This window comes from Flavobacterium sp. ACN2 (genome assembly GCF_002303885.1).
Lineage (GTDB): Bacteria > Bacteroidota > Bacteroidia > Flavobacteriales > Flavobacteriaceae > Flavobacterium.
Map to the genome: position 1 here is coordinate 35,688 of NZ_MRCM01000009.1, position 14,805 is coordinate 50,492.

At 33.6% G+C, this 14,805-nt stretch carries 14 protein-coding genes; 2 read left to right on the forward strand and 12 right to left on the reverse strand.

Translation table 11 applies throughout. The features are described 5' to 3' along the window. Positions 1-41: 41 nt before the first annotated feature. The gene (locus BSF41_RS12420) at positions 42-767 is read right to left on the reverse strand and encodes a hypothetical protein (RefSeq protein ID WP_095929812.1); all 726 of its coding nucleotides are present in this window, start codon (positions 765-767) and stop codon (positions 42-44) included. A gap of 145 nt (positions 768-912) precedes the next feature. Then, positions 913-3,231 (reverse strand): TonB-dependent receptor, encoded by a 2,319-nt coding sequence (locus tag BSF41_RS12425; protein WP_095929813.1) that lies wholly within the window; start codon positions 3,229-3,231, stop codon positions 913-915. Between the two features lie 219 nt (positions 3,232-3,450). Here BSF41_RS12425 and BSF41_RS12430 point away from each other — a divergent pair, with 219 nt between their 5' ends. After that, on the forward strand, positions 3,451-4,611 hold the full coding sequence (locus BSF41_RS12430) for an MFS transporter (protein ID WP_095929814.1): 1,161 nt from the start codon (positions 3,451-3,453) through the stop codon (positions 4,609-4,611). 38 nt (positions 4,612-4,649) lie between these two features. Here the strand turns inward: BSF41_RS12430 and BSF41_RS12435 are convergent, their stop codons facing one another. The 8 genes from BSF41_RS12435 to BSF41_RS12470 all read right to left on the reverse strand — a co-directional run bounded on the left by BSF41_RS12435 (position 4,650) and on the right by BSF41_RS12470 (position 13,293). Further along, positions 4,650-5,303, reverse strand: a complete 654-nt coding sequence (locus BSF41_RS12435; protein ID WP_095929815.1) for a hypothetical protein — start codon at positions 5,301-5,303, stop codon at positions 4,650-4,652. Positions 5,304-5,319: 16 nt separating this feature from the next. Beyond that, the gene (locus BSF41_RS12440) at positions 5,320-5,796 is read right to left on the reverse strand and encodes a DUF6265 family protein (protein WP_095929816.1); all 477 of its coding nucleotides are present in this window, start codon (positions 5,794-5,796) and stop codon (positions 5,320-5,322) included. 435 nt (positions 5,797-6,231) lie between these two features. Beyond that, positions 6,232-8,541, reverse strand: a complete 2,310-nt coding sequence (locus BSF41_RS12445) for a type IA DNA topoisomerase (protein WP_095929817.1) — start codon at positions 8,539-8,541, stop codon at positions 6,232-6,234. A gap of 96 nt (positions 8,542-8,637) precedes the next feature. Then, positions 8,638-9,051 carry a lysozyme inhibitor LprI family protein gene (locus BSF41_RS12450; RefSeq protein WP_095929818.1) on the reverse strand — a complete coding sequence of 138 codons (414 nt, stop codon included), beginning with the start codon at positions 9,049-9,051 and terminating at the stop codon, positions 8,638-8,640. A 7-nt stretch (positions 9,052-9,058) separates the two neighbouring features. After that, positions 9,059-9,487 carry a copper resistance protein NlpE gene (locus tag BSF41_RS12455; protein WP_141248142.1) on the reverse strand — a complete coding sequence of 143 codons (429 nt, stop codon included), beginning with the start codon at positions 9,485-9,487 and terminating at the stop codon, positions 9,059-9,061. A 32-nt stretch (positions 9,488-9,519) separates the two neighbouring features. Beyond that, a complete protein-coding gene (locus BSF41_RS12460) occupies positions 9,520-10,014 on the reverse strand; it encodes an SRPBCC domain-containing protein (protein WP_095929820.1) in 495 nt (164 codons plus the stop codon). Between the two features lie 56 nt (positions 10,015-10,070). Then, positions 10,071-11,240, reverse strand: a complete 1,170-nt coding sequence (locus BSF41_RS12465; protein WP_095929821.1) for a hypothetical protein — start codon at positions 11,238-11,240, stop codon at positions 10,071-10,073. Positions 11,241-11,385: 145 nt separating this feature from the next. After that, positions 11,386-13,293 (reverse strand): S9 family peptidase, encoded by a 1,908-nt coding sequence (locus BSF41_RS12470; protein WP_095929822.1) that lies wholly within the window; start codon positions 13,291-13,293, stop codon positions 11,386-11,388. A gap of 511 nt (positions 13,294-13,804) precedes the next feature. Between BSF41_RS12470 and BSF41_RS12475 the strand changes: the two genes are divergently transcribed. Then, entirely contained in the window at positions 13,805-14,176 is a 372-nt protein-coding gene (locus tag BSF41_RS12475) for a GreA/GreB family elongation factor (protein WP_095929823.1), read from the forward strand. 94 nt (positions 14,177-14,270) lie between these two features. On the opposite strand, the gene BSF41_RS12480 is transcribed toward BSF41_RS12475, so the two are convergent. Further along, positions 14,271-14,543, reverse strand: coding sequence for a hypothetical protein (locus tag BSF41_RS12480; protein WP_095929824.1), 273 nt, complete (start codon positions 14,541-14,543; stop codon positions 14,271-14,273). 21 nt (positions 14,544-14,564) lie between these two features. Continuing rightward, positions 14,565-14,804 (reverse strand): hypothetical protein, encoded by a 240-nt coding sequence (locus BSF41_RS12485; protein ID WP_095929825.1) that lies wholly within the window; start codon positions 14,802-14,804, stop codon positions 14,565-14,567. Between the last annotated feature and the right edge of the window lies 1 nt (position 14,805).

Genomic DNA, 14,805 nt, shown 5'->3' on the forward strand with positions numbered 1-14,805 from the left:
TTTCAATTGAAATTAAAACCTAAGAATGAGATTTCCTGAAGTTATTTTACAGCAATTTGGTAAGTTGCCATTTTCCAGATTTCATCGTATTTTTTTCCGTTATGTTCACCTGCAGATTTCTCTGTATAAGCAAACTCAACCATATAATTTCCAGACCAGATAGGAGTAAAAGAGATTTCTCCTTTATCATTTGTCCACAATTCTTTTTCCCATCCGTTTGGAGCGATTACTTTAATTTTTTGAGATTTTGCAATACCACCTTCGTATAAAGCAGAAACATTAATTACAGTATTTTTTTTCGCGATATCGGCATTTTCAGAAAAAACGCTAATTTTATTATTGTTAGCAGCAGCTACATTTCCAGCCGATTTGTTTCCAACAACAACGGTTGCGCTTGAATTGTAGTCTAATTTCATTGTTCCGTAAACATCTCCAACGGTATGATGCATTACGATTGTATAAACTCCGTCTTCATCTGGTGTAAAGAAAGCTTGGTATTTATTATCTAGAGCTTTAGAAGTTAGTTTAGTTTCTTTTTTTGAAGGAGAAATTACAACTAAAGAGAAATCCTTTAAATCAGAAAACCATTTATCAGCTTTTGTAATATCATTATCAGAGAATTCTCCAAAATAAACAGAAATTTCCTGAGCTTTTCCTTTTGTTCCTGTTGCATTGGTGTCAATCCATAAAGCATGGGCAAAAAGCTGAGGTGCAGCAAAAAGCATTAGAAATAAAAAGCTTAGTGTTTTTAAAGTATTTGATTTCATAAGATCAAGTTTAAATTATTAGAATGATATTTTTTACAAACATAAGTCTTATTTAGAATAATTAAAAATAAAACACTAAAAAACCTCGAAATTCATTTCATATGGAACGTATTTCGAGGTTGTGGAAAATATTTGAGTAAGAAAACTAAAGTCTTACGGTTAGGTTTACTAAGAAGTTTGCTGGAGTTTGAGCCATTCCATAAGAATCCCAATACTTTGTGTTGGTCAGGTTGTTGAATTTAACTCCAAGTCTCCAAACGGGTCTGTCGTAAAATACTGTTGCACTATAAATAGAATAAGAAGGAGCATAAAAGCTTTCGTCTTCAAATTTATACTGTTTGTCTACATAATTTCCTCCAAAACCAAAGCCTAAATTTTTTAGTGTGTTTTGAAGTTTGTACGAAACCCAAAAATTAACCACATTTTCTGGTGCTCCGCTAGCTTTGTTGCCTTCAATTAGAGGGTCAGACGATTTAACGATACGATTGTCATTATAAGCATAACCAGCCGTCACGTTTAAACCGTTTATTGGATTGGCAATAAATTCAAAATCAATTCCTTTACTTACTTGTTTTCCATCCTGAACATTGTATCCGTCTGGTTTTGTTCTTGTAGCATTATCAATTGTAATGTTATAATAGCTCAGTGTTGTGCTTAATTTTTTATTGAAAGCTTCTACTTTTACACCGCCTTCATATTGATTAGCATAAACTGGTTTTAAGATTAATATTGATCCATCTGGCTGATTTACTGGACCTGAATTTTGAAAACCATTCATGTAATTTCCAAATAAAGAAACCTGATTTTTAACTACTTCATAAACCAAACCTAATTTTGGAGACAAAGCAGTTTGGTTGTAGCCCTCTGTATCTTCGATTTTTTTCTGAACAAAGTTATCCAAACGAAGACTAAGCATTACAGATAAGCGATCTGTAAAACTAACTACATCTGAAGCATAAACGCTAAAAGTCTGTTCATTTGGAACGCCAAATTGCATTTCTTTCAATTTTGGGTCTACATCGCTTTTTCGAATTGGTTCGAAATCTGTTGTTACATCAATTTCATCTAATACTTGTGTGGTAGCATATTTAAATGTTCCTTTTGTAAATCTGTAATTAATACCTGTTAAGAGTTTATGTTTGATGCTTCCTGTAGAAAATTCACCATTAATATTTTCTTGAAAATTGGTAAAATTATTATGAATTGGCCCAAAACGGGATACCATTCTTTGAACTTCTGTAGGCGATTTCCATGCAGTGTAGTACTGATAACTATGATCGAGACGTTCGTCTACCAATGAGAATAGTGTTGTAGATTTCCAGTTGTCAGAAAGTTTATATTCTGCCTGAGCAAATATTTTAGGAGAACTTGTTTTAGCATCAAGATCATCTGCAAATAAGCTCGTTCTATAATCTACTTTTAGGTCTGTTGGGTTGGTAAGTCCTGCCGCATACGAACGTCCGTAAGTAGGACGTGTGTTGTTGGTATTGAAAATCTCGGTGTCTAGACTCAGCGTTAACCTATCGGTTGCTTTATAAATAATGCTCGGTGCAAATAAGACCGTTTTATTAAAACCATAATTTAAGAAGCTGTTTTCTGTATTTGCCGAAGCGTTCATTCTAAACAAAACTTTTTTGTCCTGAGTCAAAGGCATATTAAAATCAACCGCAACACGCTGTAGTCCAAAGCTTCCTCCTGTATAAGATATCTCTGTTTTGCTAGTTTCAAAAGGCTTTTTGGTAACCAAGTTTACAACTCCTCCAAATGAAGAAACAGAAGAACCAAACAAAGTTCCAGAAGGCCCTTTTAGCACCTCAATTCGTTCGGCATTATCAATTGAGATAGAGCTTCGTCCAGAAAGAGTCTCCATGCCGTTTCGTGCATTTACACCCGTGCTGAATCCTCTAAAACTAATTTCAAGTCCGCCAGAAGGATATATTTTTGAGATTGCGCCCGTAGCATTTTGAACCGCGCTTCTTATGTCTACCGCAATTTGCTCTTGTAATAGTTCTTTGTGAATAACATTATAAACCTGAGGATTTTCCAGATTCTTTAGTGGCATTCTGGCTACATAATCGGTCTTTTTTGATAAGTTGCTTTTCTTGCCATTTACGATAACTTCATTCAATTCCTTATTAGAAACCTTAAGCTGTAAATTAATTGTTGAGGTTTCATTTTCTGTAACTGTAACTTCAGTTTCTGCGGTTTCGTAACCTGCCAAAGATACTTGAAGTGTATAAGAATTGGCTCTTACTTTATTAAAATCAAAAGCACCATCGTCATTAGAAACAGTACCATATTTAGAGTTTTTAAGAATAATATTTACACCTGCAGCAGCATCGCCGTCTGAGGTAGTTATGGTTCCTTTAATTTTTCCGTGGTTTTGTGCAAAGGAAGATAAAAACGAAAATAAAAAACTGATAGAAAATAGAAAACGTGAAGTTTTCAAACTGAGGTAATTCATTGCTATTTATTAATTGGTTTATAAATAATATTTATTTAGAATAAATAAAAACAATGCAAATGTAAAAATTAAAATAACTTTAACAATTTTATTTTTTTTGTCATTTAGTTTTGAAATTGTTAAATGTTGATTATTGAGATAATTAAATGAAATTCTTAGTTGATGTTTTAGCGAGATAAAGTTTTAAAGCCTTAATTTTGCAGTCTGAAAAATGACTTCATGATTTTACCATTCTTTAAAAAGATTCAAAATACGCCTAGAGGATATCGTATTGCCAATACTGTTTTTTTCTTCCTTTCTGGTTTTGGATATTCTTCGTGGGTTTCAAGAATTCCACATATACAAGCCCAATTAAAATTGTCTGAGGCCGAATTTGGTGCAGTTTTATTTGCTTTTCCGATAGGTTTAATGCTAACAATGCCTTTTACAGGAAAACTATTAAATAAATACAGCAGCCGTTATATCATGCTTCTTGGTGCGGTTATGTTCAATATTGCACTGTCTTTGCCTGGTTTGGCGGCATTTGTTTGGCAGTTGGTTATTATACTTTTATTCTTTGGGGCTTCTCGTAATATTTTCAATTTATCTATAAATGCACAGTCTCTAGAAGTGCAGAAACTATATCCGAAATCTATTATTACGCGTTTTCATGCCGTTTGGAGTATTGCCGTTTTCTCGGGTGCGGGATTAGGTTATGTAATGGTAACGCAGAAAATTGCACCATCGCATCATTTATTGGGAGTAAGTATTTTTATGCTGGCGCTAACGGCTTGTTTTTATCCGATGAGTATTCATAATGAACCTGTTCCAGTTAAAAAGAAGTTCTTCTCGATGCCGGAAAAAAATCTGGTAAAATTCTCTCTAATTTGTTTCGTTTCAATGGCTTGTGAAAATACCATGTACGACTGGAGCGGAATTTATTTCGAAAATATATTGAAAGCTTCTCCAAAATTAACCAGTGCAGCATTCGTGTTTTTTGCTTCGGCAGTAACGTTAGGACGTATATTTGGAGATTATGGCGTAATGAAATTTGGAACTAAAAAAATCTTGCTTTATAGCGGAATTTTAATCACAGCTGGTTTCGGTGTTTGTTTTATTTTGCCGTATGCCTACCCAACAATTTTCGGTTATGTTTTAATCGGATTTGGGGTTTCTTGCGTGGTTCCGTTAGTATTTAGTATTGCCGGAAGATCTTCAAAATTAAGCAGTGGTTCTGCTTTAACTTCGATATCAACAATTGGTTACCTCGGATTTTTATTGGTTCCGCCAATGGTTGGTTTTATCTCCGAGTATTTAAGTATGAAATGGGCGTTTCTTGTTATGGCGCTTCTTGGTATTCTGATGATTTTTATGGTGAATAAGATCGGCGAGAATGAGTAGTTTTTGTTTTTAGTTGTGAGAAGATTTAAAGATTATATTTAATGGTTTGTTGCTTTTGGAGCAAATTTAAAGAGTAAATATATAAAAGAGCCTTGAATTAGAATGTTTATTATATAATTTATAATCCAAGAACCATCCCAAATTTTTGGAATTAAACTGCATAGCCAAAACAAAAATATTCCAATACCAGCAAACATCAAACTTAAGATAAGCCCCATTGCGATTCTCTGTGAAAAAGAAGAGGTTCTATCTAAAAAGAACATCATAGGAATCATTATAATAGCTAAAAAATAAAATAAGATTGATGAGGTTAAATGGAATGCTGAATTTCTAGATTCAATTACATTTACTTTAACGTTATCATTTCTAGATTTATTTATAATGGTTTTATTTGAAGAAAAACTTGAGATATATTCTGAGAAGATCTCTATGATGTTTTTACGATTAACAACTTCATCTCTTAACTTTAGCATACTACCTTTTGTGGCATCATCGGCTTTAGTATCCGAAATTATTAAATTCAATTTCTGAATTTGTTCTATTTTATTACTGATTTTGTAATTATACGAAAATCCAACTAAGTTATCTACAAGTAAAATTCCCAAAAGGGAGAGTGTAATGATGGCTGCCTTCGAAGAGATTTTTTTTCTCTCATCAAAAACAAAGTCAATTAATTTATCAAAGAAAATCATAAATTAAGTAAAAAAATTATTTCTTCGTCATAACAAACTTCTCAGAACTTGGTTTTCCATTCAAATTCCCAGAAATTTCAGCTGTCAAAGTATTATTTACACCTTTTGTATACGTGATTTTTTGAGGATAATCGTGTTTCGGATTTTCAAAAATCAATTGTTGCTCTGTTTCTGAAGTAGAAGGGAAGAAGACCGGTTTGTCTTCGTTTTGCCCTTTTACTGTTGCTTTGTAAGTAAGGGTTTCGCCTAGCTGAGCCAAAACAATAGTTTCAAAATGCAAAGTGTCTTTCCCTTTTATAAAATAAGAAGAAGCACTGAAAGTACTGTCGTTTAGTTTTTGCCAATTTTCAGATAAAATGCCTTCAGGAGTTTTGTTTTCCCAGTTTCCAATTAACCAGTCGGCTTTTTTGATTTTATCTTTTTCTACGGTTTCTTTTTTCTGACATGAAACTGCGGCTAATACAAGAGCTAAAAGAGTAATTTTCTGAAACATATTTATGAGGTTTTTGATAGCACTAATGTATGAAAAAAATGTTTGCCACAAATTTCACAAATTTTCGCGATTTTTTTTTATATCTGCCACAGATTAAAAGGATTAAAATGATTTTTTTTACTGTGTGTTTTGCACAAGTTCTCTTTTTTTTATTTCACGCAGATTTAAAAAAGATTTAAGCTGATCCACGCAGATTTAGATAAATAAAAATCTAATTAATCTGCACAAATCTGCAAAATCTGCGTGAAATAAATTAGTGTAAATTTGCATAATTACTACGTCAGTCCCTTCGGTCGAGTCGTGGCAAAAAAAATAATCTGTACTAATCATTTTAATCTGTGGCAAATAATATAGATACAGTAATTTTCAAAAAAAAATCGTGGAAATTCGTGAATTGCTTCGCCTGTCCCTTCGGTCGAGTCGTGGCTAAAAAAACTAAACACTTGCACTCAAAATCGAGTAAACCAATTCCTTAGTTGGTTTTTGATCTTTTAGTTTTTCGCGAACTTCGTCAAAAGTCACTTTAAAATCACAGCCCGATTTATATTCTGCGCAACCATAAGCCGTTTTGCCTTTTAGAATTGTTCCTTTTTTACATTTCGGACAAACCAATGCATCTGAACTTTCTTTGGGTTCGGCTTTTTTATCGGTTTTCTTTGGTTCCAATTTCAGTTTGTAATTTTCTTCAAAACGAATTAAGCCTTCAACAGTTCCAGAATCGGTTTTAAAGCCTTTTATGTTTACTGTAGAACCTTTCTGAACCAATCGTAAATACTGACTTTCGGTTATTTTTTTATCATGAAAAACAAAAGGCAATACAAAATCACAGCCCGATTTGTACTCGCTGCAGCCAAAGGCCGATTTTCCTTTCAGTATCTTTCCTTTTTGGCATTTCGGACAAGTTTCTGCCGAAATTCCAGAGGCTTTCTTTTTCTCTTTTTCCGCTTTTACAACTGGTTTCTGAATCGTTGCCGCATGCGAAATATTGGCGTGCTTGGTTTCGCTTCGAACTTCATAAACCAAAGCTTCAACCATACGTTTCATGTTTCTGATGAAGGCCGCTGCGGTGAAAGTTCCTTTTTCTATATCTTTCAATTGTTTTTCCCAAGTTCCTGTAAGTTCGGCCGATTTTACCAATTCGTTCTGAATCGTATCAATCAACTGAATTCCAGTCAAAGTGGGTAAAACTTGTTTTTTGTTTCGAACAATATATTGGCGTTTGAAAAGCGTTTCGATAATATTTGCACGTGTTGACGGACGACCGATTCCGTTTTCTTTCATCAATTCGCGTAAATCTTCGTCATCAACCTGTTTTCCTGCGGTTTCCATGGCACGCAATAAAGTCGCCTCTGTAAACTGATTAGGCGGTTTGGTTTCTTTTTGAAGAAATGAAGGTTCGTGTGGACCTTTTTCGCCCACGGTAAAACTCGGCAGTAAATCGGGTTCTTTTTCCTTCGCATTCGGATCTTCAAAAACAACACGGAAACCTTTCTTCAAGATTTCTTTTCCGGTCGCTTTAAAAGTCACATCGGCAGCTTTTCCAATAACTGTGGTATTTGCAACCAAACAATCATCATAAAAAACAGCAATAAAACGTCTGGTAATAATATCATAAACCTGCTGCTGATTATGAGGCAGATTATTTTGAACTCCCGTTGGAATAATCGCATGGTGATCGGTTACTTTTTTATCATTGAAAACCTTTGGCGATTTTTTGATTTTTTTTCCTAAAAGAGGCTGAGTCAATTCGGCATAATTGGTTAATTTCTGCAGAATTCCAGGCACTTTCGGATAAATATCACCGGGTAAAAAAGTCGTATCAACTCTGGGATAGGTAATAACTTTCTGTTCGTACAAAGTCTGTGCAATCTTCAATGTTTCTTCGGCAGAAAATCCAAATTTTTGATTGCAATACACCTGCAAACCAGTTAAGTCGAAAAGTTTTGGGGCATATTCATTTCCGTTCTTCTTATCAATAGAAACGATTTCGAAATCACTTTCTTTGACTTTGGCTGCGATAACTTGTCCGTCTTCTTGGTTTAGAAAACGACCTTCTTCATAACTAAAAAGCGTTTCTCTGTATAAAGTCTGCAATTCCCAATACGGCTGTGGTTTAAAGTTTTCGATTTCTCTAAAACGCTCTACAACCATCGCCAATGTTGGCGTTTGTACACGACCGATAGACAAAACTTGTTTGTAGCCTCCATGTTTTACAGTGTACAAACGTGTGGCATTCATTCCTAAAAGCCAATCTCCGATAGCTCTAGAAAATCCGGCGTAGAATAAATTATCGTAGTTGGCAGAGGGTTTTAAGTTTTCAAAACCTTCTTTAATAGCTTCTGTGGTAAGAGATGAAATCCATAATCGCTGAATTTCGCCTTTGTAATGCGCTTCATTCATCACCCAGCGCTGAATCAATTCTCCTTCTTGTCCAGCATCCCCGCAGTTTATAACGACTTCGGCTTTGTCAAAAAGACTTTTAATGATTTTAAACTGCTTTTGAATTCCTGAGTTCTGAACCACTTTGGTTTCAAATTTTTCAGGAAGCATAGGGAGATTATTCAAATCCCAGCTTTTCCAATGCGGTTTATAATCGTTGGGTTCTTTTAAGGTGCATAAATGCCCGAAAGTGTAAGTTACTGCATAACCGTTTCCTTCGTAATAGCCATCGTGTTTGGTATTGGCACCCAAAACAGATGCAATTTCACGCGCTACACTTGGTTTCTCAGCAATACAGACCTTCATTTTTTCTTTTCTAGTTGGACATGCGAAAGTAAGGATTTTATGGGAAAGGGGCAAAGATTATTAGGTCCAAATGGGCAAAGCTTTCTAAAAGAAAGTTTAATAATCAAACATTTTGTAATATGCCTCCAATTCAATCGCTCTTCTTTTTACTAAGTCTCTTTTTAAGCTTTCGGAAACGGCATACCACAAAGTTCCTTGCTTTATTTCGGAAAAGTATTTCGAGCTAAACTCATATTCTTTATCGCGAAAAAGAAGCCATTGTCTTTGAGATTCTTTTAAAGTTTCAAAATTTTCTTTTGGGAGTTTTGTTTTTAGTAAATTGTAACTTTTGTTCAATTCTTTGTCCCAAGATTCGCGGGCTTGTATGATACAATTGCACTTGTCTGCATCAGAGATGTCTTTTTGATTTATACATTTTGATTCTAAAACGTCGATTGGATACTCTTTTTTGTTTTGTGAAAACGCTACGATTGATAAAATCAGACAAGTTAAAAGAAATACTTTTTTCATTTTTCATTTATAATTTAAAAACATCTATACTCTTCATCCAGAAAATTTCCGATTCTAAAAATTGAAGTTTGGTCTTAACAACCTTATCGCTTTTATCTCTCGGATTTTTAGCAATAAATCTAGCGGTTGAATTATTGAAATCTAAAGTATATTTTGAGTCGAAATCTTCTTTTTTGTTTGCTGAAAAAGTAATCAGATTGTCTTTTGCACTCCATTTTCCTTTTCCGTATTTATTGTCTTGTACTGAATTTCCGCCTCGGATTTTCGAATACGAATGAAACAGAAAAGTTCCGTCTGGGTTTAAAGTCAGTTTATATTCGATTGTGTGTTTTTCTTTTTCAGAAAGTGAACGAGAATATTCGCCAACAAATTGATTGGATTGTGCGGATAAAGTTAAGGAGAGAATTAAAAGAAAAGAGGTGATTAGTGATTTCATTGGTTTGGTTTTATTGGTTGTTATGCATTCTTTCAATTGTTAATCATCGGGTCCAAATCACGATCCTTATTTCTCAAATCTAATCCACCTTCGTAAACCGATTTTAGATTTGTGAGATAAAAATGCCAACCGTTGGAACAGCCCAATCTAATGTATTGTTTCGAATGATCATCTGTTGGAATATTATAATGACGAAGTTCCACAATCGTATAATCGTCTTTCTGGCTTAGATTTATATCTACAAGGCAGTTTCCTTCAAAAGTAAATTGCAGTTGATCTATTCCATTGGCAGAAACGATTTTTCCTGACATAGCATCATCGTACAAATACCAAAGCCATTCGTACGTATTATCTTTTTCTGCGTTTTTGTCTTTGCTTATAGATTCCTGATTAGCTCCAAAAAAAGATACTTTTTCAAGAAACCATTTTTCTAACTCATTCGCTTTTGTCCACGCATCGTAAATGTCTGAAAGTTGAGCTTTAACGGCTATTTTTTTGGTGAAAGAAGTCCAATCGAAGTTTTTCATAGTAAACTGTTTTTAATTCTCTTTTGTACTAAATATTTAGAAATTAAGTTCAAATTTTAAGATTCAAAAGATTCAAAAGATTCAAGATGTTCCTTTAGTTCTTTTTCCGTATAAAGTATTTTATGATTTGGATTTTTCGGATAATTATTTTGTGTGCTTTCAAAGACATCATCTTTATGCATAGCCCATTTCAGTTGCTTGTAATGGTGGTGAGAAAGCTTTTTTTCTTCCATTTCTTCGTTCTTTACTCGCCAAGTCTTTATGTAGCTGTTCCAGGTTTCATTTTCACAGCATTCACATTCATCAAAATAAACTGCCTGATATCCACATATTTTACAATATTCTAGATTTTTAAAATTTTCTATATAACTATAATCTAGGTTGTTAATAGATTTTGGTAAATGATTTAAGAAATTGCCAAATCCCATGACATATTTTGAAATGTATAATTTTCTATCTTCCCAACCAGCATGTCTAACTATTTGATTGTTGAATTGGATATTCAAAAAATTATATTTATCTCTTCCCATTAAATCTTCAAAATTTGCATTTTTAATATCTTTCCAAGGAAAGAAATTGTCATTCAAATTAAAACCACGTTCTAATATCGTTATTTTTCCACGATTCTCTAAGTAGTGTTTTCTGCACGCTACATAATCCCAACCTGAATTAGACCTAATTTCTCCCGGTTCGCCACAAGTTTCGCAAACATTTTGAGATTTGTTTTCGTACTTTTCAACAATATTTGAAATAGTATCACCATAAACACATTCGGCATGAAATCTAAGACCTGCATATTTTTCTTTTATGCAAGTCACTTTTTTATTCCAACCGTAGGCATTTAATTTTTTAATAAGTTCAATAACTAATGGAAACCATCCTGATCGAATCTGTAAGTCAATCCCATTTAAATCAGCAAGCTTCAACAAATCAAATTCGTTAATTTCATCATTTATAATAAAGTCTTCCAGATTTGTACAATTTTTATTTACAAATTCGACTTTGGCATAAAAATCTTGTTTTTTTGTATTTTCAATGGACAAATTTTCAAGAGAATATTGTTTCATTGAAGCCCCATTTGCTTTAGCAATTTTTGCATGAATACTATCAATAAGATCTTGATGCTCAGATCTCTTTTTGGGTTTAAATTTGTCTATATTAATTGTAATGTATATAATTATAAAAGTAATGCACAGACCTAGTATAATGGTGGTTACTATTGACATATTTTGGTTTTAATTATAGCTTTATTTTTGCAAGATAAGCGATTTTGTTTCGAGCAAATATAAGATATTTCCTCTAGCTTTTATTTCAGAAAAAAAGCTGCAGAAAATGTTTCTCTGCAGCTTTTAAGTTTACGCTTGATATTATTTATTTCTTTTGTTTCAAATGTTTGTCTAGAAATTTTTCCATGGCACCATAAAAATCAAAACGATTGTCTTGATTTCTAAAACCGTGTCCCTCGTCATCTTTAACCATGTATTCTACAACTACACCACGTTTTTTCAGCGCTTCAACCATTTGGTCGCTTTCGGCTTTATTTACTCTTGGATCATTTGCTCCTTGTGCAATAAACAAAGGCGTTTTTATTTTGTCTGCGTGTAATGCAGGCGATGCAGAGGCCAGCAACAAACTATCTTTTTTAGGATCGCCCACCATTTCATGAAACTGATCCAGATAAGGTGTCCAATAAGGCGGAATCGTATTCATGAAAGTAAACAAATTGCTCACGCCCACATAATCTACTGCCGCCGCATACAAATCGGGCGTAAAAGTGATTCCGGCAAGTGTTGCATAACCACCGTAACTACCGCCATAAATAGCAATTCTATTTGGGTCTGCAATGCCTTCTTTTTTCAGCCATTCAACACCATCGGTAATGTCGTCTTGCATTTTTTTACCCCATTGTTTAAAACTAGATTGCCAAAATTCCTTTCCATAACCGGTGCTTCCTCTGTAGTTCATCTGTAAGACAGCATAACCGCGATTTGCCAAGAACTGAACTTCTGGATTATAATACCAACCATCTCTTGCCCAAGGACCGCCATGAGGGTTAATAATGACAGGCAGATTTTTAGGTTCAACTCCCAACGGAAGCGTTAAATAGCCGTGAATTTCAAGACCATCTCTCGATTTATACGTAATAGGTTTAATATGGCTCATGTGTTTCTCTTCGATCCAAGGAAACGGGTTTGCAACTTCTTTAACTTTTGTAGTTTTGAAATCGTAGATATAGTATTTTCCTGGAGTTCTATCATTTCCAGCCCAAACAATAGCTTTGGTTCTGGCATCGTCGTAGTTTACAATTTCAGTTTCGTAACCTTCAATCTGTTTTTTCAAATTGTTTTTGATTGCTTCCCATTCTTTATCAAAAAAATGTTCTTCCTGTTTTTCTGCTTCCCAAGTTACAGAAGTCAAGGCTTGTTTTTTTCGATCGTAATTAACCGCATCTAAATCATATTTAGGGTCAGCAAACAATTCTTTTACATTTTTTTTGCCAATTGGGTCATATTCAACCAAAACCACTTTATCCTTGCCAATATTACTCAAAGCATAAATGTTTTTATTGTCTTTGTCAAAAGAAGCAGGAGAAAAGAAATCTTTGAAAGTTGTGGTAATAAGGGGCCTAAAAGGTTCTTTGTCAGAATTTCGATAATTCCAAGTAATGTTTACCCCGTCCGTTTTTGAAGCAAGACGAATAACGCCATTATTGTCTGTAACCCATCCGTCAAAATTTTCCTTGTTGTTGTAAAGCAGTGTCAGAGTTCCAGTTTCGACATTTAAAAGATAAGGATCAAAATATTCTTTTACCCTTTTGTTGATTTGTACAATTAGTTCTTTCTCTTTGCCTGGAACGTCAATTAGAGCGTCTATAATGTCACTTCTAACACCCGGAAAAGGCGTTAATGCTTTTAAATCGGTTCCATCTGTTTTTACCGAAAAGAGTTGGAAATTCTCGTCTCCGCCTACGTCTTGCGCATATATAATTCGGTCACCTTTCCAGAAATAATTGAAAATGCTTCGCAAAGTGTCGTTTGTTACACGAACTGCTTTAGTATCGTTTACTTTCTGAACAAAAACGTTGGTTTTTCCTTTATAATCGGCACGATAGCTAAAGTAATTTCCGTCGGGCGAAATCTTGAAAGAGCTTTTTTCTCCATTCTTGAAGAAGGTCTTTACATCAATTAATGGGGCAGGTGTTTCTTTTGGTTCCTGTTTGCAGGAATTTAAAGTGATTGCCAAAAGAACTAAAATGGATAAAATGGATTTTTTAATCATGTTTGGTTTGTTTTTGGTGATTGATGAATTATAAAACTACTCTGGGAATATATTGTAATGGTATTGATAATCTGTTTTTTATCAACTCAAAAATAGGAAAAAGTTTGCAATATAAATGGAGTTAAATTATTTTGCTACTTTATTTGGATTACACTAGGAAATTAAAGCAAGTTCTCTTGACGCTTCATTTTTTTGTAAGATAAAAAAGGCGTATATTGCCAAAATAATTTGATATTATAATGGTCACTGCAAATTTTTATTTAATAAACAGTTCTTTGATGTGCTTAATGTGCACGTTATTGTATTTGCATGACGATACTTTCTTAAAAAACTCAAAAGAGTTTATTTCTTTAGCCCTGTCACAACTCTAGGCAGGGGATATTTTAGTATTTAATTTTTAGTATTTAATCTCATTTTTTCAGGATAGGATATCACTGAATAGTTCGTGTTGCGTGCTATTCACTGAAGAGTTGTGTCCTATTTTAGAGAAAATGAAACCAACGAGAAAGTCATGTCACAAAATATAATTTTAACAACAGGAACATACGATTTAATTAAAGATCACGTAAGAAGAAAAAAAGTAACCGTACAAGAAGAAGAGCTTTTATTAGGCCAGCTAAAACATGCTACGCAAGTATTGCGAAAAAATCTACCTGAAGATGTAGTTTCGATAGATCGAAAAGTTACTTACAAAGACCACATCAATAACGAAGAAAAAACAATTCTTATAGTTGGTCCAGATAAAGCGAAAGCAAGTAAAAACAAAATTTCGGTTCTTTCAGACGAAGGAATTGCAATGGTGGGTTACAAAGAAGGCGATATTGTTGAATGGCCTGCTAAAAAAGGAAATCTCAAATTAGAGATTTTAAAAGTAGAGGAGTAGGTTTACTATCGTTTCGTTTTCGTTTTAAGTTTAGTAAAATCCCAAAAGAGTTTTTCTTTTGGGATTTTTTTTATGGATACTATTTTAGAATAATCTATTTCATTCCAGTTTCGAGATAATCTTCAAAACCTCCGTTGTATATTTTTTCGACCCATTTTTTAAAATCTGCCGTATTTTCAATTACATACGTTTTAGTATATTCTTTGCCAATATTTTCAATGATTTTGATTGTTTCTCCGTTTTTAATCCTTTCGTTTATTCTGTAAAGATTATTTACGCAGAATTTAAAAACTGACAAAGTATCGTATTCGCTAGAATTATTGAGGTATAAAATCTCTGTTTCAGCATTATAAAAATGATATCCCATTTTAATTGAATGGTTTTTGAATTACGTAGTAAAGATAATGAGCAGCATTATGAAACCTCCCAAAAAAAGAACCCCAATCATATGATTTCGATTACTATTATCATCTTTTTTCTGGTTACTTCCGCTTGGCGACCAGAAACTTGAAAATGTTCTAAAATCATTGTCGTTGGAAAGAGTCCATAAATTATAACCAAGAAATCTCGCTGAAGCGCCCAAAAACTCCAGAATAATTCGTCCTACTATTATTTGTTCAAAATCCATT